Raw genomic sequence first — 22,981 nt, 5'->3', positions numbered from 1 at the left:
TTTTGGGGTAGGGGCGTATTGCATACGCCCTTCCATTATTGGCTATTTGTAACGAAATATTAAGAGTCGAAAAATTTGCGAAAAACTTTCTCGGATTTCTCGATAGGTAGATAGCCGATCAGAAAAGTCTACCAAGAGGAAAGAACAATGCAAGCTACCATCCGCGATCGCCAAACCCAGAACCCACTCAAACTCAAGCCAGATTTGGTATTCATCGATCGCAATATCGAAGATTACGAAAACTTAATTGCTAGTGTTGCAGAAGGGACAAGTGCGATCGCGCTTAATTCTCAAGGAGATGCGATCGCGCAAATTAGCCGCGTATTGCAGGAGAATCAAGGGAAAGCGATCGTGCATTTGGTGTCTCACGGTTCTCCTGGTTGCTTGTATCTGGGAGAAACAGAACTCAGTCTCGATACCTTGAATCTCTATGGGAGTCAGTTAAAGGAGTGGTCTGAATACGCTTCTGGACTGGTTCTCTATGGCTGTAATGTCGCGGCGGGAGATGCGGGAAGTGAGTTTATTGCGCGACTGCACCAACTGACGGGAATTAATATTGCAGCTTCGACTCAGCGTACCGGAAATGCAGCTTTGGGAGGGAATTGGGAGTTTGAGGTGCAAACCGGAGAATTTGAGTTTGCTTTGGCCTTTCCCGAAACTGTGCGGAAAACCTACAGTAGAGTCTTTGCAGAGTATTCCGTGGGTTCAGAGGAAGAACTGAGAGAGGCGATCGCGGAAGCTAATAATAACTACGAAACCGATACGATTCTTTTAACCAATAGTATTTTCTTTTCACCCAATACCGGAAATAGCGGATCGCCGTTTGCATTACCGACTATTGCAAGTTTAGACGGTTTGGCCATTTCTTTTCTGGGTAACAATCATACGGTTAGTGGAAGCGGTTTTCTCGTTGATGGTGGAGATAGCGGGTTAATTAGTTTCTCTGACTTGACCATTACTGGTGGGAAGGCGCAAGGTGGCGACGGTAAACTCGGCGGGGGTGGAGGCGGTGGCCTCGGAGGAGGTTTGTTTATTAACAGTGGGAGTGTTTTGCTGGATGGGGTAATTTTTGCTGATAATTCGGCGATCGGTGGTAATGGTAGCTTCGGTGCTAATGGCGGTCGCGGTGGTGGTTCTGGTAGTGATGGTCATACTGGAACAACCGGTGGTCTTGGTGGTTCTAGCAGCTTTGGGACTGATGGAGGTGCTGGTGGTCTTGGGGGTCTTGGCGGTGGTATTGGTCATGGTCCTCATGAAGGAGGACAAGGAGGTGTCGGCGGTACAGGGTTATTAGGTACTGGCGGCGGTGCTGGCGGCGGTGCTGGCGGTGGTGAAGGCCGACGTGGCTATCATGGTGGTTTCGGGGGTGAAGGTGGTGATGGCGGTTTTGGTGCTGGCGGCGGTGCTGGCGGGGGTGGAGGTGCGGGTGGAAATGCACGTCGATGGCATAAGGATGGTAAAGGAAGACCTGGTGGCGAAGGGGGTTTAGGCGGTGAATTTGCGGGTAATGGTGGTAATGGAACTCATGGAGGTAATGGTGGAGGTGCTGGCGGAAATGGCGGTCAAGGTGGTGGCGGTGCGGGTTTAGGCGGTGCTGTTTTTGTCAACTCGGGTGCGAGTTTGGCCTTGATCGACACGACTTTTACTGGGAACTCTGCAACGGGAGGAACGGGTTTTGAAGATGGTCAAGGGGTTGGTGGTGCAATCTTCATTCGCGATGGCGCGACGGTTGCAGGAAAAGGGTTAAATTTCAACAATAACAACGCTTCTGACTCTGATAACGATGTTTATGGGGTTCTCAACGATCTGATTTCTCCCATCATTGCAATTACATCCAACCCAACCGTCAATGAAGGAGAAGTTGCAACATTTCAATTTACCCTCTCCAACGTTTTCCCCCTCGATCTGCTGGTAAAATATGCTTTAGAGGGATCGGCGACAACCGGACAAGATTATAATTCTCCCTCGGGATCGGTTCTCATCAAAGCAGGAAGTACCAGTGGTGTTCTCAATTTCAACATTATCGATGATAAATACTTTGACCCCAATGAAACTCTCAGTCTGAAATTGGAAGGGGGAGAAAACTATGAAATTGATTCCTCCAGCAATGCAACGGTTACTATTATCGATAACGAACCCTTAGTCAGTATTGCTGCGGGAAATGCACCCATCGAAGGGGGAGATAGTGGTAATTTTATTGTCACCCTCAGCAACCCCGCACCTACTGGCGGAGTCCTCATCAGCTATACCGTCGGAGGAACTGCAACACCGGGTAAAGACTATGAAACCCTCACCCCTGCAAATCTCCTCATTGAAGAAGGAGAAACCAGTGCAACCATCGATATTTCTACTTTTGACGACCTCGACATCGACCCCGGCGAAACGGTACAAATTACCCTTGTCGATCCCGTTGATGGTTTAGGATATGGGGTCAATGGGAACAGTCAAACGGCGACTTTAACCATTGAGGATAACGAAAAATCCCCCGAAGTTAGCATTAAAGCGGTTAAAAATACCATTGCAGAAAATGGCTTCGGTCAGTGGGAAGTCAGTCTACAAAACCCCGCACCTGCTTCGGGAGTTGTGGTTTATTACCAAGTGGACGGAAGTGCGACCCAAGGGGATGATTATGAAGGCTTAACCCAAAGTGTTTTTATCCGTCCGGGAGATACTAAGGCGTTTATCAATATTAGTTCTCTCGACGATCGCCTTGCTGAAGGAAATGAAACCATCCAAATTAGCCTCGAAGCTGGGAACGATTATGACTTGGGAAGCGACAACACTGCAACTATTGCGATCGCCGACAACGACCAAGCGGGAATTCTCTTCTCTTCTCCCACAGGTGCAACCAGCGAAATAGGAGGACAGGTCGAAGTTGCGATCGCGCTAACCAGTCAACCCATGGCCGATGTCACGGTCAATCTTTCCAGTTCCGATCTTGGCGAAGGAATTCTTTCTACTTCTGTCCTCACTTTTAATAGCAGTAATTGGAATGTTCCCCAAACGGTGACGGTGACGGGAGTTGACGATACGGAAACCGATGGAAATCAACCCTATTTTATCCAAGCAACCCTCACCAGCAGCGATTCCCAATACAATAACCTTTCTGCAAACAGCGCTGATATTATCAACCTCGACAACGAAAGCGCCAATCTTCTCATTACTCAGAGTAACGGTAGCACCGATATTAGCGAAGGAGGAAGCGGAGATAGTTATGCGATCGCGCTAACTGCAAAACCCACAGATAACGTTGTCGTCACCCTCTCTCCCGATGGTCAAGTCGATCTCGGTGCGGGTGCGGGTAACGCCTTTACTCTCACTTTTACTCCCGACAACTATAATCAAGCACAAACCATTCAAGTGAGTGCCTTTGACGACCAAACCGCCGAGGGAACTCATACCAGTCTCATCACCCACAGTCTCAGCAGTCAAGACGCAGCCTACACCCAAGTTAATCCCAGTGGGGTGAATGTCAACATTACCGACAACGATCGCCCTACCGTAACAGTAGCAGGTGGTGGAAACGGTAGCGAACAAAGCGGCATTCCGGGATTATTCAAGATTAGTTTAAGCGATCGCGCACCCACGGGAGGCTTAGAAATTCGCTATTCGGTGGACGGAACCGCAGAAGCAGGGACAGACTACGCAACCTTACCGGGTCGCATTTTCATCCCCGAAGGAGAATACGGTGCAAATGTCTTTATTAGTCCCATTAATGACCAAATTGATGAAGCACAGGAAAGCATTAATTTAACCTTAAATGCGGACAATAGCTATCAACTGGGAACGGCAAATAATGCCAGTATTACCATCAGCGATGATGATGTTGCAGGAGTCCGCATCATTGAATATGGAACCCAAACCAATGTTGTAGAAGCGGGTGCGACGGACAGTTATGAAATTTATTTAACCAGTCAACCCACGTCTCCCGTTACTATCAATTTCAACACCGATAGCGCGCAAATTTCTTCTCTCTCTTCCTTGACCTTTACTGCTGATAATTGGCAAACGGCTCAAGTTGTCGATGTTAGCGCGATCGATGATTCAATTGCAGAAGGAACTCACGCTACAACGATTTTCCATACTGTCAACAGCAGCGATGCTAACTATCAAAGCATTAATGCTGGTTCGGTGACAGTAAATATTGAAGACCCGCTTTTGAATAGCCAAGAATTTGCCAGCAGTCTCGATATTGCTTTAACGAATCTTCAAAATGGTTTAGATCAACAACTTCTGTCCTCTACCCTCCCCATTATCGGTCAAGCGAGTAATGTTTCCTTGAACTTCATCGACACTTTTAAAGATGGCTTAATCAATAAAATTAAAGCCTCTGGAGATACAAACGATGATGACCTTCAAAAAACTTTAGAAGAATACCTAAAACCAATTTTCTCTAAAGTTGAAGTCAAGAAAGAAAAAACTTCTGATGAAATCGCATATCATATTAGTTTAGGGGACTCTATCGAGATTTTTGATGCGTCTTTAGCCACTGATTTAGGATTACCCGGACTGGGAATTGAAGTAGATGGACGAGCTTCATCAACCTTTGATTATGGTTTAGACTTGGGAATTGGCTATCACGATACGCATGGTATCTTTATTGATGCTTCAAAAACCTTCTTAACTGCCGATCTCAATGTTGGATTAGATGACAATTTCAAAACAACCGGAAATTTAGGTTTTCTTCAATTCGATTTAACGAACAATCCCGATAATTCTACCAAAGTTAAAGCTGATTTTAAACTCGATCTTAAAGATATTGGAGGAGACAACGATGGAGATGGCGATCGCCTAACTTACTCTGAATTAAAAGGAGATTTAGAATTTGGCAAACTCTTTGATTATAGCCTATCTGCTGATGCAAATTTAGGATTAAGTGCTATCACCAGCATTGAAGGCGATTCTGCTTTTCCTTCTTTATCAGTCGATATTAATGGGAAATATCCTCTCTTCAGCTACAGTAATACTGAAATGCCGGAGAAAGTATCTCCTCAAATTTCCTTTGATAATCTTCAGCTTGATTCTGGTACATTCATCACCAATTTTGCGCGACCAATTATCAGTAAAATTGACAAGGTAATCGAACCTTTTCGTCCCATTATTGACTTCCTCAATAAAGACACAAAAATCCTCAGTAAGATCGGACTCGATAAAAAGTTTGATACCAATAAAGATGGCAAAGTTACGGTTTTAGAACTTGCATCTGAACTCGCTGGTGAATCCGTTGATATGGGTTTCATCGAGACAACAATGGATATTATCAATTACATCGATAAGCTGAACGCACTTCCTGAAAACCTCGAATCTTTTAAATTTGATTTAGGATCGTACAAATTAGGAGGTGATTTTGATGCAACCGATGTAAATCAAACAGCTAAAGAGGCAACAATTGAGACAAAAGTTACCAGTGCTAGTGTCGAACAACAAATCAGCGATCTCGAAGATACGGGAACGGAAGGACAACAAAAGAACTTCTTAGAAAAATGGATTGGTGATGATAATCTCGACATTCCTATTATTGATAAGCCTGCGGGACTCATTGATATTTTTCTGGGAAAAAACACCAATATCTTGACTTACGATGTTCCTGAATTTGATGCAAATTTCAGCATCGAAACAACTTTTCCGATTTGGTGGTTTGTTCAAGGAAAAGTTGAAGGAAGTTTAGATATTAAAGCCAATCTTGATTTTGGTTTTGATACCTTTGGCTTAAATCGTTGGCGAAATACAGACTGGAACCCGGACGATTGGGAACTGGTTTTAGATGGGTTTTATGTTAGCGATCGCGCTAACCCAGATGGAACAGGAGAAGATGTTCAAGAATTAACCATTAATGCAGAAATTGCTGCGGGAGTCGGTGTCGATCTTGGTATTCTTGAAGGTTATGTAACCGGAGGATTACAAGGAATTGTTGGTATCGATCTCGTGGATGAAGGAGAACTAAATGGGACTGATGATGGTAAGATTCGTGCTAGTGAGATTGATGCGCGATTTGATGACAATATTTGGGATTTATTCCAAATTCAAGGTGCAGTTAATGCTTTCCTAGCGGCTGAATTGAAAATTGATTACTGGGTTGGGAGTAAAACCGTTTATGACAAGAAAATTGCCACTTTCCCCTTAGCAGAATTTGCTGTTGGACCCAAAGAAAACTATTTTGGTTCTGTCTTTGATGGTGCGATCGCCTCTGGAACAGTTTTCCTAGATGCTAACTTTAACGGTGTCCTTGATGCGAATGAACCCTACAATTTCACCAACTTTGATGGCAGTTTCGATATCAATATTCCCCTAGCACAATTTGACCTCAATGGCAATAGTGTCATCGACTCCGATGAAGGTCAAATCGTCGTTATTGGGGGGGTCGATACCTCCACTTACCTTAACCTAGAAACCCCTCTCAGTGCGACAGGTGGTGCCAGTATCATTACCCCCTTAACAACCCTCACAGCCGCATTATTCAGCCAAGGAGATACCGTTCAAGACTCCCAGAATAAAGTCAAAACTGCTCTCGGATTGGCACAAAATATCGACCTGAATCATTTCGATCCCTTCCAAGCGATCGCGGAAAATGATGCAACAGGATTGAGCATTTTCTCTCAACAAGTTCAAGTGCAAAACACTATTATTCAAGCAACCAAGTTAATTCAAGGTGCAACCAACTTAACCACGGGAGAAATTGCGACAACGGTTATTAACGCGATCGCCAACCAAGTCAACCAAGGAACTTTAGATCTCAGTAACACCCAACACCAAGCCACCCTTCTCAACGAAATTGTTACCAGCTTTGGACAAAACCAACTCCAATCTTTAACGGGAAATCTGGCTGAGATTATCGCTAAAGGAAACGAACAAATCGATGCGATCGCAGCCAATACCAGCTTCACACTCTCAGAAGCAGAAGAGAAAATTGTTGAGATTCAAACCTTAATTCAAGGGGAAACAGCCGCAACATTCCAACAAATCGGTAGTGGTGAAACAACCCTGATTTTATTAGGCGATCTCGTCACAACTAATGAAGATACACCTCTAACTATTTCCGTTCAAGATTTACTCGCTAATGACCTCGATCTCAACAGTCAAAATCTCAAAATCACTGGAGTTCGTAATGCCACTAACGGCACGGTAGAATTGAATGGAGATGACATTACTTTCACCCCCGATCGCGACTACTTTAGCCTCGATTTTGATATCGTTAATACCAATCCCGAATTCTTCATTAATAAACCCGAACTCTTCCAACCTGCAACCTTTGAATACGAGGTAACAAACGCAAATGGAGAAACGAATACAGCGACCGTAACTTTATTCGTTAACCCCATCAATGATGCACCTGAAGCAACGAACGATATCTTCACCACTGATGAAGATATTCCCCTCGATATCTTGGGGACAGAACTGCTTGTAAATGATAGCGATCCCGATGGAAATCTTCTGAATATTGATAACTTTGGGAATGCTGTTCATGGTAAAATTGAACAAGATAATATAGGAAACTTCCGCTTTACTCCCGATGAAAACTTCTTTGGCGAAGCAAGTTTTGATTACACGGTGAGCGACGGACAAGGTGAAATTAGCACTGCAACTGTGCAAATTAATGTCAATTCTATTGACGATCCCCTTAATCCAATTGAAGGGACGCGATCGCGCGATCGCCTAACCGGAACTGACCAAGATGATATCATTACTGGTCGTCAAGGAGCCGATATTTTGACAGGAGGAAAAGGAGCAGATCTATTTGTTTATAATAGTCCCCGCGATGCCGGAGATATTATTACAGACTTTGAACTTGGTCAAGATAAATTAGTTTTTACCGAACTTCTCGATCGCTTCAATTATCAAGGCTCTGATCCAATTGCTGACGGTTATATTCGTTTAGGCGATCGCGGACAAGATACCATCTTACAATTCGATTCTGATGGTTTAACGGGTTCAGGAAATCCTCGTTCTTTCCTCACCGTCAAAGATGTTTCCAGTATTGCTTTAGAAGATAGCAGTAATTTCATCTTCTAAAGTTTTCCCCTCACTGGGAATGCAGCGTCATGTATTCCTTTTATTGCTTATCCATTTTTTAATTAACTTAGGAGAAATCAAATGAAAAACCTTGCTTTAGCCGTTGGTACTTTTAGTTTATTCAGTTTAGCTCTTGCTAATCCCGTTCGTGCTTTTGGGATTGATTTTACCGATGGTTGGACAAGTTTTGGTGATGTTCAATTGTCGGCTGATGGTACAACGAAAATGTCAACTAATGCTATAATGGAAGATGACTTCGATTTTGGCAATGATAGCGATTTTAACTTTTCCGGTAATGCAGCCGGAGATTCATTTGAACTCGAAAGCGTATTAGGACTTTCTGGAGGTGCTTTAAATCCCGATAGTGCGAACTTTATTGAAGCCACTGAAGGGTCTGGACTGACTAAAGAATTAACTTTTGCTCAAGATACTCTCTTGAGTTTTGATTGGACATTTTTAAGCAATGATTCAACTCTAACCGATGCGGGTTTTAATTTCGATGATTATGCCTTTCTGTCTGTCAATGGAGAAACAACGACTTTAGCCAGTACAAATAGTTCAATTAGCCAACTTATCTCTTCTGATACGCCTTATAATCGTCAAGTTTCCGGGACTTACGAACGCTTGTTTGCAGCCGGAACTTATCAAATTGGTTTGGGAGTTCTAGATGTGGGAGATTTTAACGATTCCTCGGCTTTTCTATTGGACAATGCAGAGATCGAACAGCATACGGTTCCCGAACCTTCTTCTCTCTTGGGTTTGCTGGTTCTGGGGACTGTTGGAGGATTAACCGCACACCGACGCAAGCAAAACTAACGGAATTAAAAAATTAGTTATGTTAATGCAAATGAGAGAGTAATTATACCGAATCCGATATAGAAGCGATCGCATTTCCCATCCTATCTTTGGCAATGCGATCGCTTTTTTTGAGTTTCTCAGATCGCGCGATCGCGTAAAACGTTTATAATATTACCGTTGTACTATTTCGCAGGCTAAGTTATTTGCGTGTCGTTCTGGATACTAATGTTATTTTTCAGGGCTTAACTCAACAAGGAGGAGCGGCTGGATTAATTATTGATGCTTGTTTCGTTGGCTTAATTCAGGCTTGTGTTTCTAATACCTTATCCTATGAGTATGTAGATGTCCTCTCTCGCAAACTATCCGAAACTCGGTGGTTAGAAATTCAGCCCGTTCTAGGATTACTCTTGAGACAAGCAGAATATATCCCTATCTACTATTCTTGGCGGCCGACTTCTCCCGATGCTGGAGACGATTTTGTCATAGATTGTGGCATGAATGCCGGTGCTACAATTGTTACTGAAAATATTCGCGATTTCCTTCAAGCTAGGGAATCGTTAGGATTACAAGTTTTAACACCTGTTGAATTGATTGTTCAATTAACCCGATCCCAGGAGAGATTGTCATGAGCGAACTAACCATAAGTTTACCTGAAAATCTGTATCAAAAATTAACTGCACTCGCGACAGAGAATGGATTTTCAACGAGTCAATACATAACCTATTTACTCATACAGCAACTCAATTCAGACAAATCTATTGAAAAGGTATCCGAACCCGCGATCGCGCAACAGAAAAAATTCACAGAACTCCTAGAAACACTTGGAAAAGTTTCCCAAGAAGAAACTGAAATTATTTTAAAAGCACGAGAACAAGTCGATCCTGATGAGGGTTTAACTTCAGAAATCATCGCTCGCTTTCAACAAAAAATTTTGGAATGTAAAAAGCATTAATGCACCTTATAAAATCGAGCGATCGCATTTCCCATCCTATCTTTGGCAATGCGATCGCTTTTTGTTGAGTTTTTTAGGTTAAACGATCGCTTCAACAAAAATATGTTAGCATTAAATTAAGTGTAAATTTAGTGCCAACTCCACTATGCTTAACCTGAGTCGAGATATTCAATCTCTGTCTAGCTTCAAACGCAATACATCTGAATTTATCGAACAGATGAAACAAACGGGAAATCCGATTGTATTAACCGTGAATGGTAAAGCAGAATTAATCGTTCAAGATGCCGTGTCCTATCAAAAATTACTGGATATGATGGAATACCTAGAAGCAATTACAGGTATTAAAGAAGGATTAGAAGATATTAACGCCGGACGAACCCGCTCTTTAGAAGACTTTCGACAAGAAATGCAGCAAAAACATGGTATTTCAAGTTAGGATTTCTAGAAAGGCAGAAATTGAGATTGAAGTGGCTTATGAATGGCTAAAAAAGCGGAACGCCAACACTGCCGATCGCTGGTTTCGCGGATTAATGAATAAACTTGCAACACTACAAGACAAACCTCAAAGATGTGCTTTCGCAATTGAAAATGAGATATTTCCAGAAGAAGTCCGACAACTCCTTTATGGAAAACGAAACAATGTATATCGAATTTTATTTGTAATTCGAGATGATACCGTTTATATCATTCACATTCGTCATAGCAAACAAGCCCCTTTAACGGTTCAAGATTGGGAAGAAGAAATATAACATTTCGAGAGATCGCATTTCTCGTCTCATCTTTAGCCATGCGATCGCTTTTATTTGATTTCAAAGATCGCGCATCTAACAGTCAAATATTAAGAAATATATTCATCTGATTCAAATAGATTTTCCAAGTCTCTCGATCCATGTATCACTCGTAGAATTTCCAACAAATCTTCCGTAACTTGATACAGAATAATATACCCATTTAAGGGAAGACCTCGTAAATTTGGTCTGACTTCTTCATAGCTGCGTCCCATTTGAGGAAATTTGATTAATTGTTTGCATTTTTTGTTAAAAGTAGCGAGTAATTGTTCGCCTTTATCAATATTTCGACTGGCAAAGTAATTGGTGATTTCTGCAAGATCGCGACTTGCAGAGAGAGTAATAATGTAGCGTTTCATGCTTGTTTTTGGCGTGCTTGTTTTAACTGTTCTTGCAGTTGAGCAACAAAATTTTCTCCATCTAAAACTTCTCCTCGCTTTAATTCTTCTCGGGCTACGTCAACTTTTTGACCTGTTTCCTCTACCCATTTTTGATAATTCATATTTTTTGCACGAGATATTTTGCGATCGCGTTCTTCTAAAGCTCTAAATGCTTCAGAAATCACTTCCTCAGAAGATTGGTAACGACCGCTTTCTATTTGAGTTTGAATAAATTTGAGATGTTTGGGTTGAAGTTGAATATTCATCGACTTATTGATTGTAAAGTACATTTATATTAACACGATATTCGCGATCGCACGATTAAAACCGATGGCGAATATTAAAATGCACCCCATCATCTTGAGCATTCGTACCGCGATCGCTTAAATCCACCAAAGGAATGCCATAATCGAAGCGAAATTCAAGGTCGGGATGGGGCTTCCAAATTGCACCAAATCCAAAACTAGCGAGAAAATTTTGGTCGGGGATACTGTTAGGATTACTCGGATCGTTCCAAACCCAACCCGCATCGAAAAAGGGCAAAAGTTGAAAAACAGCCTGTCCAGAATTATCTCGCTCTAAAGTGATACGATCTTCCACCGAAATGCGAACCCCATTATCGCCATTTCTCACATTTTGACGATAGCCCCGCACCGACTGACCCCCACCAATAACAAATTGTTGCGAGGAAAGTAACGCCGTTGTCGAAAACTGCACGTCCGCAGACATGACCAAGATATGATTAGCATCGAGAACCTGCACCCGTTGCAACTGTCCGAGCCAACCGAGAAAGCGACCGTCGGGAACGGGATCGGCGTTGATAGTTGCATCGAAAATTCCCAAACCCAAGCTAAACTGCGATCGCGCTCCCCAAGCACCGTTTCTGTCCCGTCGCAAATAATCCTGACCGAATTTGAGAACACTGGTTGTAGTGCGGCCTTCGCTGTCCGGCCCCGTCCCGAAACCGACGGGGCCGAATAAACTTTCAGTTTGTCCGGTTTGATAGGTAAACCCCAAAGATAAGGCAAATTCTGCACGAGTATTGCGGGTGAGAGGCTGGCGAAAGCTAATTTCGTGGACTCGGGAATCGCCGCGAATGTCCAACACATCGAAAGGTTCTTGCACGACAGTATTGTTCTGCAACATCGTTCTCACTTGCAGGATACCGTTGCGAGGATTCAAAGGAATAGCATAATTAGCCTCGACGCTCTCGAACCCTCCTTGTGCCGTGCGCCGGTATTCGATTTCGGCGCGATCGCCTGCCCCCGTTAAATTCAATGTTTTGAGTTTGACTTTCAAGCGTTCCGATCCCACACTCGGAGGTGAAAAGTTATCCGCACCAACTTCCCCTCCAAATGGGTCTGCCTCGATAACTCTAATAATTAAGAGACTGGTATCTTCAGCAGTGTCATCCGTTCGAGTTAAACTTGCCTCAATATTCTCGAAAAGGGGATCCGCTCGCAGCAAGCGCAATTGTTCTTCCAATTTGATCGCATTGAGGGGCGTTCCCAGACCCAAGGCCACGCGATCGCGAATGTAACTCTCATGGAGGCGTTGCGTTCCTTCAATCTTAATTTCTTCAACCCTCCCTTCAAGAATTTGAATTTCAATCGTGCCATTGGCAAGAGAGGCTTCATTGACGATCGCCCGAGAACTGACGTAATTGTATTGTAAATATCGCTCTGTTACAGCATCAGCAAGGGCTTCCAATTTGCCCCGCGTTACAGTTGCGGGTAAAGAGGAAAATTCGTTCAAAATCTCTGCAAAATCTTCTTCTGCAAAAACCGTACTCCCCGTTATAGTAATGCTGCGAACGAAAATGGGTTCGAGGTCATCTTCTCTTGTTGTTTCCGGGGGAGGAAAAACGGGAGAAGATTGCGGTGCGGACAGGTCTTCGAGGTCGGGTGACGGTTGCAGAAAGCGCTCCTCGTTGGATTCGGGCAGTTGGGCGAATTCCCTTGCCTCTCTTTCGAGTTCGTCGAGGGACTCTGCAAACGGTTGCAGTCCGGCGAATTGTTCCTCAAAATTCTCCTTCGGTTTTTCGGGCCGCTCTTTTGTGAATTCTTTCCCTGTAAAACTCGTTGAGATTGGAGGTTGAAAGTCCGTTGGCTGGTCGAGTTTTAGAGGAACGCTCCAAACAGCATGAAAATGTCCTTCCATCATTACGCCGAGCAGTCCTGTCGCAAAACCGCACAAGCCTTTTTGCCAATACCCATTCATACTTTTTCGAGAGCCAATACAATACACCAAGTTTAACGGGAACGCCGATCTCATGAAAAATGTAGGAAAAACAAGATTGTTCCACCGAGTGCAGTAGATCGAAGGAAAAGCGATCGAAAACGCGATCGCTTTGATAATTGCTTGTTTTGCTTGTGTTCCGGTAAAGAGTAAGGGTTCAGAGAACAAGGGGAAGACTCTGGGGATTTTTTGGGTTGGGCGATCGCGCTTTGGGCAAAACGAGAGGTTTTAACGGGGCTGCGATCGCTCTTTCTAGCGACTTGAAATTGTTTGCTTTGTGGCATTGTTTTTGCAATATTGTGAGATTTTGAGTTTAGTCTGTAATGACATTACCCTCATTATCAAAAAGAACATCAATACTTACATAAATCTGTCCTCTAGCACCTTGCCTTTCGATTTGCGCTCGACCCACATCAGCAAAAGTAATGAGTTTAAAGGGCTTCAATTCGATTTCATTATTAGCCATTGCCCCAGTACCTCCATCAGGAATGGGTCGGAAGGTATATTGGGTTGTCATTGCTCCCTCATAGGTGGAGGCACCCATAACCGTTTTACCGTCTGTAAAGGTGGGAGATGTTGGTCCTTTCAACACTTTAGGAATCTTGGCGTATCTTTGCTGATTTAATAATGCTTGTTGTTTGAGTGCCTCTGCGTCTAGTTTGCGCTGCCTTTCTTCGTCTGCCTTGCGCTGTTCATTTTGGAAATATGCGTCATCGGGAGTATAACCCACATCGCCCCCTTCAGCCAAGGTTGAGGGTTTCTTAATCACTTTACCTGCTGAGGCTTCAGGAATTCCCGCCGCTTTGAGGACGACTTCTCCAAATCGAGCGCAGTTAATGGCATTCTTTTTAAAGGGGGAGACACCTAGCAGGGTGTAGCTATATTTGGCTTTATTAGTCTTAACATCCTCTGCTTTTTCCTGTGCTTTAACAATCTTGTCTGGAGTCGTCACCCAACTCTTTTTCGTGCCGCCACCAATACGGGCTAAACTCTCATCGGAAGCAACTTTATTGGTAATGGTAATTTCTTCGTACCCAGTACCACTGGAACTGCTGGTTGTACCGCTAGAAGTCATATCTGTTGTACCCGAAGACCCACCCGATTTTGCCCCAACGGTTAAGTCAATTTTATGACTTTCGGGTTGACCCGCATTCAATCGCTCGGTATAGATGATAGTATGTCCGCCAGCTAATCCTCCGGAAGCAACGGCGGTAATCACGCCATTGGTAGCGGTAATTTCTTGTGCTTTGAGAGCATGGCTGTAATGCTTGTTGAGGTCGCCATCAAAAAAAACGGGTTGTACAACGGATTCACCTTGGGGAGTGGTATGAAGGGATTTTGGCTGGACTGCGTTGCCGTTTTGCTGCATAACGTGGGTTAATTCGTGGGCGACTAACTCTTGTCCTCCCTTACTCTTGGGATTGTATGCCCCCTGTCGAAAGAAGACATCTTGCCCAGTGGTAAAGGCTTTCGCTTGTAGGGATTGATTGAGGCGATCGGCTTGAGAATCGGTATGTACTTTCACATTACTAAAATCTGCTCCCATTGCCCCTCCCATTGATTGTTGCAGGCTGTTATCCAAGGGTTGACCTCCTCCTCTAGCACTGTCGATCGCCGACTCGATCTCGTGGGGAATTTCTCCTCCTCCTAAAGCATCTTGCCGTTGTAGGGTTGGCTTCATTTGTACGGGGTTTTCTGGTGGGGAAGAGGGAGTTTCGGGGGTATGAATGCGCTGTACGATTTCTTTAGCGACGCGATCGGCTTCTTGTTCGTAGGGATCGCCGATTTTGCCGAGGGTAAGTTTAGCTTGTATGGGAGTCGTATTGGTACTGCTGGGGTTATTACTATACATTCCCCCTAACGGATTTTGCGAGTTTGTCTGCCAATTATCGGCACTGGGTTGCCATTCCGGTAGGGCTGTTTTTTCTGTTTTCTTTTTAGCTTGCACGACGGGAGGGGAGACAAAACCATGAGAGACAAAACCATAAGAGTTTTGTGGGATTTGATTGGTTTTGGATGAAGAAATGCTTTGGCGATCGCTCATCGGATTGACTCCAGAAATTTAGCAAGATGCTCCTATTTAGTTTAATCCTAACCGAGGAAAAACGAGTTAACATTAGACTTTTGGTTAAGATTTTCCCTTGGTAGTAAATAGTATGCTTTCCCCGAACTCTGACCCCGATCGCGATGTTTGGTATCAAGCTAATTTTAATTATCTTGCCGCCGCAGTTGCTCGAGTTTATTATTATCTCGATCGCCATATTGCCAGCCTTCAAAATGGGGAACTGCCCCAAAGCACCCTTCCTGATACTGAGGCGATCGCGGCGCAAATGGAAGAACCTCCGGTGATCGTTCATCTTTGCGAACTGTTGAATTTATCTGAATTTGAAGAAAATATTCTTTTACTCTGCGTTGGTAGAGCCATGCACCCTCACTTTCCTGAACTATGCGCTCTCGCTCAAAAGAATGGCGATCGCAACTATCCTACTTTTAGTCTTGCCCTAAGTCTATTTCCTGATGTTCGCTGGCAGGCTTTAACGCCGCGATCGCCGCTTCGTTACTGGGATTTACTTCATCTTGCACCAGGAGAGGATGTGACCCAAGCTCGTTTGCAGATTGATGAGAGTATCCTGCATTATATCCTTGGGGAACCCTATCAAGATTATCGCCTTGCGGGTATTGTGGCAGCGATCGCCCCAGAATTATCTGCAAATCTCTCCCCTTCTCGTTTAGATATTGCCCTAGAAACGGCAGATCTTCTCATCTCTCCACAAATCAATCCTTCTACGAGTCCAATTGTACAATTATGCGGCGCAGATATTGAAGATCGATTAGCGATCGCCCAAGAAACTAGCAAACTTTTAAATTTCCCCTTATATATCCTTTCTACTCGTCATTTACCCACTGCTCAAGATGACTTGCAACATTTACTGACTAGCTGGCATCGCACTTTTAGATTAACTTCCGGCATTTTACTTCTTGAATGCGATCCTCTCAACTTTACGGACAAGGAGCGACAAACAGCATTAGCTAACTTTTTACAGGGAATTGAAACGCCGTTATTATTATCTTCTCCGACTCGTTTTTACACGCCACATCGTGCTTTTGTTACCTTTGATATTCCCCCATTAACTTATCAAGAACAACTCCATTTGTGGGAATCATCTTTGGGCGATCGCCTCGAAGAATTAAACGGTCATTTACCGGCGATCGCTGCTCAATTTAATCTCTCTCCTGCAACCATTCAAACCGCGAGTCATGTCGCCCAACAAAACACTAACACGGGGACAAATATGGGCGATCGCCTCTGGAATTTCTGTCGTATCCAAGCACGTCCTCGTTTAGACGATCTCGCTCAACGTATTGAAACCAAAGCGACTTGGGAGGATTTAATTTTACCCGAACAGCAAAGGCAAATATTACAAGAAATGCTTGCACATTTGCGACAGCGTGTGAAAGTTTATGAAGATTGGGGCTTTGCTGAAAAAGAGCGTCGAGGTTTGGGTATTAGCGCTCTCTTTTCTGGGCAAAGTGGGACAGGTAAAACTACAGCAGCAGGTATTTTAGCGAGGGAGTTGAATTTAGATCTCTATCGTATCGATCTGAGTGCGGTGACGAGTAAATATATTGGTGAGACAGAGAAGAATTTAAAACAAGTCTTTGATGCCGCAGAAGGAGGTGGGGCAATTTTACTTTTTGATGAAGCTGATGCTATCTTTGGTAAGCGTTCTGAAGTCAAAGATAGCCGCGATCGCTATGCCAATATGGAGGTCAGTTATCTTTTGCAACGCATCGAATCCTATCAAGGATTGGCAGTTTTGACGACTAATTTAAAAACGGCGATCGATCGCGCTTTTCTGCGTCGCATTCGCTTTATTATTACATTTCCTTTTCCCGATACCCAACACCGACAGCTAATTTGGGAGTGCATTTTCCCCACTAATATGCCCAGGGAAGGGCTAGATTTTGCCAAACTTGCTAATCTTAGCGTGACGGGGGGAAATATTCGCAATATTGCCCTCAACGCGGCTGTACTTGCTGCGGATGCGAATGAATCAGTGATGATGAAACATCTATTACAAGCTGCAAAAAGCGAATATGTGAAGTTAGAACGAACAATGACAGATAAAGAGATTAAAGATTGGGTTTGAGATTTTTTTAGAGAAACATCTGAGTGCGATCGCAGAAATTCTCTATAAATATTGAAAATGAATTGACGGAAAATCTTCATAAAATTGGCGCATCAAAATCAATCTTGAATCTGTGTTCTTACAAAACTGACCTGCAAAATGCAAAAGAGCGATCGCATTTCTAGATCGCTCTTTTTTACAAACTAAGAAACGCCCGATAATTGTTCTTGAGAACGAGAATTATCTGCTAGTAATGCTTTCATATCGGATTCTCCCAACTGGCGTAATTGTCGTGTCATTTGGACGTTAATGAGCGCGATCGCAATGCCTTGACTCACGAGAGAAAAGAGGGGCATAAAGGTTACAGAATCACGAACAAATAACACAGGGACAATAGAGAAAATCGACAAGATTCCCAATTCAGATAAATTAACTCTCAAAACCCCTACAGCTAGAGAAGGTATAAATAACAAAGCAACCACTGCTACAATAGCGAAAATAACTCGTTGTTTGTTTTTCTGTAGTAGCAACCATTGAGCGAGACTTGCATAGAGTAGAATAACACCATTACTGACCAATAAAGCCATAATAAGAGGAAGGCGATACTGAGCTAAAGGTGTGAGGAAAATTGCTGCTAATAAAATTGTAGAAGTGGAAAACAAATTTAAGGCGATCGCCAAAGTTGCCGGACTTTTTTCTCCCCACATTAAATCCCAAAGTAAGTTCTTTTTGCTTTTTTGATGGCGATAGCGCGACCAAGTTTGTAAGGTTTTGCGATGGGGACTCAAAGCGGCCATTAATCCCCCACATAACATCAACTGGAGAACCAAAACGGCTGAAAAGTTATCAAACAAATTATGTTTGTAATTGCCATATTCCCGATGCTGTACGGCAAAGCCAATCAGAACAAACATAGTGCTACTACTGAGCCAATAACTTTGTCCTTTACTGAAGGGAGAAATACTACGATTTTGGAAGCGGCGATCGAGGCCGTGCCATAACCAATAAATCCCCAAACCGTAGTTAACAAAAGTAAAGGTAAAAGCTGTACTTGGGTTACTCCAAAGAGAACGGCTAAACCAAGTTAACTTTGCAAAATCATTGATATTTAAGTAATCAATGAGACCCAGAGAATGCGGAGTTTTACTGACTAAATAAGGCAGAATATAACCTGGATAAAAGACCACTAGCCAATTGAGAGGACTTTCATCAAAAGGAATCTGGTTTTCTAAACAGGCGATCGCCATAATAAACAAAAAACCAAGTGTAAGTCCACTTCCCAACCATGCTTGTAATCCTCCTAATCCAGTCCCCGCTAAAGCAAAGAGCAAAGCTGCACTGTAGAACAAAAAACAACTAACCGCAACAACTGCATAAAAAGCAAGGATAAGATGTGCGGGAATGTGCGCGGCAATTCCTAAGCCAAAATGCAAGGGAAGTATGACGAGAAGAGCTAAATAAACTAATGCAGGAACACCCAGAAGTTTACCCAGTAAGATATTCTTGCTATTCTGAGGACTCAAACGAATAAAATTGAGCGTCCCCTGCTTTTCTTCTCGGGAAAGATCATCAATGAGTAAATATACCCCAACTACCAATAAGCCGATTATGCCGATTATGCTTAAGGTAATAAAAAAGTCTAAAGACCACAAGGAATGATTAAACTCGGCGATTCCTTTGGTATTTGTAGTACAGAGGGGGAGTCGGTCGTAATAATTACCTGGTCCGGTACAATAGCGATCGCGTCTGCCAAATCCGTTTCCTATCACCACCAAAAGACTTTTAAAGTAGAGATAAAGTAAAATTTGACCCAAGGCAGTAATTCCCGCAGAAATCACCATGTTTTTTGAGGTCAATCGGCCTTTTAATTCGCGCAAGAGTTGGGGATTCCAATTCCCCACCTTGTCAAGTAGCGTGTCTATCATGGGCGCTATGCTGTAAATATAATCGTATGAGATGCCCTAGCATCCGTTTGTCCTATCCTGGCACAATTATTTTCTAATTTGCGTATGGTCGGTTTGCAATTTTCTCGTTTTAGGTTAATTGGCATCGTTGGCATTATGCTGCTGGTAGGATGTCAACCTCGACAGACAGGGTGGGGAGAAATAAAAGGAAGCATTAGCCCTTTTTTAGAGTGTCTCATTCCCCACTGGTCGGCAGATTCGCGATTTCCCCTACAACTTACCCCTAATGCTCATCTTCAGGGTTGTAACTGGCTGAAAGAGCCTCTGGGACGAGATGAAAGACTGTGGGGAGAAGCATCCGATCGCGAAACTCTCCTAGTAGCGATCGATCGCAGTTTGCAATATCTCAATTCTCCCTCAGCGATTCGCGCTTATCGCACTTATCCCATTCAAGAAATTAGCCGCGATCGCGTCCTTCGCAGCTTGCAACGTTTTCGCACCCTTCTGCTTGAATCTAACTCCCCAGAAGACCTGCAAAACAAGGTCAAACAAGAATTTGTTTTCTATCAGTCCATTGGAGGCGATCGCCTCGGGACGGTTTTATTTAGTGCTTATTTTGAACCCATTTATGAAGCGAGTCCCGTCCCCACTTCAGAATATTCCTATCCCATCTATAAAAGTCCCCCCAACTTAGCTTCTTGGCCGCTTCCCCACCCTTCCCGCAAAGAATTAGAAGGAGAAGATGGACTGCAAGGATCGCAAGGAAAATTAAAAGGATTAGAATTATTTTGGCTGCGATCGCGTTGGGAAGCATATCTGATTCATATTCAAGGATCGGCAAAATTAAACCTAACCGATGGCACGCAAACAACGGTAGGCTATGCCGGAAATACCCGCAAAAACTACACAAGTATCGGGGGAGAATTGTCCAAAGACGGCAAAATTCCCCTCGAAGAATTAAGTTTACCGCGCATTTTTAAATATTTTGAGGAACATCCCCAAGAATTAAATGATTATCTCACTCGCGATCAAAGTTTTGTTTTCTTTACCGAGAAACATGGGATACCAGCAACAGGAAGTATTGGCGTTTCTTTGAGTGAAAAACGTTCTATTGCTACAGATAAAAGTTTAATGCCTCCCGGTGCCTTAGCCTTAATTCATACTGCCATACCGGAGTTCAATTCCCAAGGAGAATTAAGAGAAAATCATTTCAGTCGCTATGTTTTAGATCAAGATACAGGTGGTGCAATTAAAGGTGCGGGACGAGTAGATTATTTCGTTGGCAGTGGAGAGAAAGCAGGAGAAATTGCAGGTTTGACCCGCAGTTATGGACAGTTATATTATTTGTTGCTGCCATAAGACCTTGTAGACGCGGAGCGATCGCGTCACCCACCAATTACCCAGAAATGACATTTGAACCATGCCACATATCTTCATCATCAATGCTCACGAAGAATATCCTTAGTCTATCTTCTTAAGGCGATCGCCATTCCCGTGAGTCGCGATTTCTAGGCGATCGCCTCAATCGTCTATCTGCTAAAGGGTTTGCGGTATTGCGATCGCTATTACTGTATATCGAGCCCAAACAAAGTGTAATATCTTTCTACAAGATGGACTAATTGTGATCTAAACTACTTTAGTAACCATAGACATATTCGGCTAAAATTTAAGCAAGATCGTTTAGTATTGGAAAGGAAATTCTATTTTGTCCAACCCAGATTCCAACACAAATCAGCCTCGACTTTTATCTTTTACCCTTGACAGTTGGTCTGTTTTAGGTAGTCGAGTCACTGTGTCTTTAGCGGATGGTGTTGCCGTATTAGTTGGTCGCAATGGGGCTGGAAAGTCAGCTATTCTTGAAGGGTTTGAAGCAATCTCATTATACGCAATTGGTGGATTTGGTAGGTTGATTAAACCTGTGTATGGTAGCGAAAGTTTTCCTAAAATATTAGAAATCGAAATTTTGACTCCGACTGATCGTAGACTTGAATATAGGTATGAATTTACAACTCTTGCTAGTTCTGATGAGGATCTGAATTTTGATGACTCCGATGACTCCATAGATGAAAAATCAGAAGTAAGTCGTTTCTCCTGGAATGACTACTGTCGATATATTAATGAAGGGGAAGATCATCTTTGGACTACTGATAATGGGGTAACAACCTTCAATACTGAGGATAAGCCAATTATCACTGTTCTTGGGAATACGCACTCTCTTCGACAATCACTCCCAGCAACCTCACCAATCAAGCTACCTAAAGAAATGCTTTGGGTTTATTCTGTTTTGAGAGGAATTCGCTTACTAGGGAAAACTCAAACTTCTATTAGACAAGGGGCTAGACGGCGACCATCACAACTAAGAGTATCAGGCAAACGTATTTCTCATGGTTCTTTCAGTTTAGGTGATATTCTAGCTCGGAAAATACTACGTCTTATTGCGAAAGATGAACTATCCGAGATTGAGAGTATATGTCAGCGAGTTGGACTTGGCAGCAAGATATCTGAACAAAAATTTATTTTAAGCAGAGACTCTGGAGAGAAAATTGAAAGTGAAGATGAAGAATATATTTCTTCAGTATTGCTGGATGGAGTCAATATCGGGTTACTATCTGATGGAACCCTCCGAGTTTTGTCGATTCTGATTGAAATAATTGCCTCATCTCCTAATACGACGACAATAATTGAAGAACCTGAGACACAAATTCATCCTGGTATGCTTGCAAAGTTACTGAATGAGATCAAGACCTACTCTTTTGGAGAAAACTTGATTCTTTCGACTCACTCACCGCAAGTCGTTTCATGGACTAGACCAGAAAAAATTATTCTAGTTCATCGAGATAATGGACGGACATTTGTTCAGAAATTAGGCGATGATCAGATTCACAATGTTATTGAATACCTCTCTGAAGATGGTGACTTAGGCGAATGGATTTACAGTGGTGTTCTCGATGATGAGTAATATTAAAATCGCCTTAATTGCTGAGGATGATACGGATTGTAGCGCAATTCGTAAAATTGTCCATCGTGTCCTTGGGGCAGAAGTCACAACCAAAAAATGGGCTTCTAAAGGTTGTAGTACATTAAAGAAAAAGCTAACAGCAAAGATTAAATTACTCTCCAATGAAGGCTGTAATATTTTTATTATCGTTCACGATTTGGATCGTGATCCTCAGAATGATTCCCTCAACGATGAGCAAGTATTGCGCTCAGAATTAGAATCATTATCCTCTGGATTTGAAAGTCTTAATAAACATATTTGTATTCCCATTGAAGAATTAGAAGCCTGGTTCTGGTCTGACCCAGAGGTGATCGAATATCTTGGTGGAAAAAAAGGTAAAGCACAAGTAAACCCTCACCAAATTAAAAGCCCAAAAGAAAAACTAATAGAATTGTCGGTTGGAAAAAATAGAAAGCCTCGTTACAGTACCAATATGAATGGTGAGTTGGCAGAGAGGCTAAATCTAGATATATGTTCCGATCGCTGCCCTTCGTTTAAAAATCTCCTTAATTTCTTGGGATCGCTCGCTCCAAAAAATATTGATAATCTATAACCTGAAAGGATTGCGATCGCCATTCCCGTGAGTCGTAATTTTTAGGCGATCGCCTCAATCGTCTATCTGCTAAAGGGTTTGCGGTATTGCGATCGCGGGTTGATTGTTGGCGAAATCTTATCTGATGAACTAGAAGAACTTGGAATTAGCGCATCAGAACTAGCGCGATCGCTCCATATACCCACAAATCGGATTACGCAAATTATCAAAGGGCAAAGAGGTATTACTGC

17 protein-coding genes are annotated in these 22,981 nt (G+C 43.0%); 11 read left to right on the top strand and 6 right to left on the bottom strand.

The window, feature by feature from the left end:
• The first annotated feature begins 147 nt into the window (after positions 1-147).
• The 6 genes from JUI58_RS07720 to JUI58_RS07695 all read left to right on the top strand — a co-directional run bounded on the left by JUI58_RS07720 (position 148) and on the right by JUI58_RS07695 (position 10,509).
• The gene (locus tag JUI58_RS07720; protein WP_204103184.1) at positions 148-8,010 is read left to right on the top strand and encodes a DUF4347 domain-containing protein; all 7,863 of its coding nucleotides are present in this window, start codon (positions 148-150) and stop codon (positions 8,008-8,010) included.
• Positions 8,011-8,091: 81 nt separating this feature from the next.
• A complete protein-coding gene (locus JUI58_RS07715) occupies positions 8,092-8,826 on the top strand; it encodes a PEP-CTERM sorting domain-containing protein (RefSeq protein ID WP_204103183.1) in 735 nt (244 codons plus the stop codon).
• A gap of 185 nt (positions 8,827-9,011) precedes the next feature.
• A complete protein-coding gene (locus JUI58_RS07710; RefSeq protein WP_204103182.1) occupies positions 9,012-9,437 on the top strand; it encodes a putative toxin-antitoxin system toxin component, PIN family in 426 nt (141 codons plus the stop codon).
• Positions 9,434-9,760 (top strand): toxin-antitoxin system HicB family antitoxin, encoded by a 327-nt coding sequence (locus JUI58_RS07705; protein ID WP_204103181.1) that lies wholly within the window; start codon positions 9,434-9,436, stop codon positions 9,758-9,760. The genes JUI58_RS07710 and JUI58_RS07705 overlap by 4 nt, the downstream gene beginning before the upstream one ends.
• Before the next feature lie 145 nt (positions 9,761-9,905).
• Entirely contained in the window at positions 9,906-10,196 is a 291-nt protein-coding gene (locus JUI58_RS07700) for a type II toxin-antitoxin system Phd/YefM family antitoxin (protein WP_204103180.1), read from the top strand.
• Positions 10,180-10,509, top strand: a complete 330-nt coding sequence (locus JUI58_RS07695) for a type II toxin-antitoxin system RelE/ParE family toxin (RefSeq protein ID WP_204103179.1) — start codon at positions 10,180-10,182, stop codon at positions 10,507-10,509. The genes JUI58_RS07700 and JUI58_RS07695 overlap by 17 nt, the downstream gene beginning before the upstream one ends.
• Positions 10,510-10,598: 89 nt before the next feature.
• Here the strand turns inward: JUI58_RS07695 and JUI58_RS07690 are convergent, their stop codons facing one another.
• The 5 genes from JUI58_RS07690 to JUI58_RS07670 are packed head-to-tail and all read right to left on the bottom strand — an operon-like array spanning position 10,599 to position 15,210.
• Entirely contained in the window at positions 10,599-10,907 is a 309-nt protein-coding gene (locus JUI58_RS07690; protein ID WP_204103178.1) for a type II toxin-antitoxin system RelE/ParE family toxin, read from the bottom strand.
• Positions 10,904-11,194, bottom strand: coding sequence for a type II toxin-antitoxin system ParD family antitoxin (locus JUI58_RS07685; protein ID WP_204103177.1), 291 nt, complete (start codon positions 11,192-11,194; stop codon positions 10,904-10,906). The genes JUI58_RS07690 and JUI58_RS07685 overlap by 4 nt, the downstream gene beginning before the upstream one ends.
• 55 nt (positions 11,195-11,249) lie before the next feature.
• Entirely contained in the window at positions 11,250-13,202 is a 1,953-nt protein-coding gene (locus JUI58_RS07680) for a ShlB/FhaC/HecB family hemolysin secretion/activation protein (protein ID WP_204103176.1), read from the bottom strand.
• A complete protein-coding gene (locus JUI58_RS07675) occupies positions 13,199-13,450 on the bottom strand; it encodes a hypothetical protein (protein WP_204103175.1) in 252 nt (83 codons plus the stop codon). The genes JUI58_RS07680 and JUI58_RS07675 overlap by 4 nt, the downstream gene beginning before the upstream one ends.
• Before the next feature lie 29 nt (positions 13,451-13,479).
• Positions 13,480-15,210, bottom strand: coding sequence for a DUF4157 domain-containing protein (locus JUI58_RS07670; protein ID WP_204103174.1), 1,731 nt, complete (start codon positions 15,208-15,210; stop codon positions 13,480-13,482).
• Positions 15,211-15,322: 112 nt separating this feature from the next.
• Here JUI58_RS07670 and JUI58_RS07665 point away from each other — a divergent pair, with 112 nt between their 5' ends.
• Complete coding sequence (locus JUI58_RS07665) at positions 15,323-17,317, top strand: ATP-binding protein (protein WP_204103173.1); 1,995 nt, start codon at positions 15,323-15,325, stop codon at positions 17,315-17,317.
• A 182-nt stretch (positions 17,318-17,499) separates the two neighbouring features.
• On the opposite strand, the gene JUI58_RS07660 is transcribed toward JUI58_RS07665, so the two are convergent.
• Positions 17,500-19,221, bottom strand: coding sequence for a hypothetical protein (locus JUI58_RS07660; RefSeq protein ID WP_204103172.1), 1,722 nt, complete (start codon positions 19,219-19,221; stop codon positions 17,500-17,502).
• An 84-nt stretch (positions 19,222-19,305) separates the two neighbouring features.
• Between JUI58_RS07660 and JUI58_RS07655 the strand changes: the two genes are divergently transcribed.
• The 4 genes from JUI58_RS07655 to JUI58_RS27655 all read left to right on the top strand — a co-directional run.
• The gene (locus tag JUI58_RS07655; protein ID WP_204103171.1) at positions 19,306-20,559 is read left to right on the top strand and encodes an MltA domain-containing protein; all 1,254 of its coding nucleotides are present in this window, start codon (positions 19,306-19,308) and stop codon (positions 20,557-20,559) included.
• 346 nt (positions 20,560-20,905) lie between these two features.
• Positions 20,906-22,159, top strand: a complete 1,254-nt coding sequence (locus JUI58_RS07650) for an ATP-binding protein (RefSeq protein WP_204103170.1) — start codon at positions 20,906-20,908, stop codon at positions 22,157-22,159.
• The gene (locus JUI58_RS07645; protein WP_204103169.1) at positions 22,149-22,751 is read left to right on the top strand and encodes a DUF4276 family protein; all 603 of its coding nucleotides are present in this window, start codon (positions 22,149-22,151) and stop codon (positions 22,749-22,751) included. The genes JUI58_RS07650 and JUI58_RS07645 overlap by 11 nt, the downstream gene beginning before the upstream one ends.
• A gap of 99 nt (positions 22,752-22,850) precedes the next feature.
• Positions 22,851-22,981, top strand: a 131-nt coding sequence (locus JUI58_RS27655) for a helix-turn-helix domain-containing protein (RefSeq protein ID WP_348539859.1), incomplete at its 3' end; no start/stop codon positions are given.

Source organism: Spirulina sp. CCY15215, assembly GCF_016888125.1.
GTDB lineage: Bacteria > Cyanobacteriota > Cyanobacteriia > Cyanobacteriales > Spirulinaceae > CCY15215.
The sequence above is the reverse complement of the archived record's forward strand: the minus strand, read 5'-3'. Positions and strand labels throughout refer to the sequence as shown.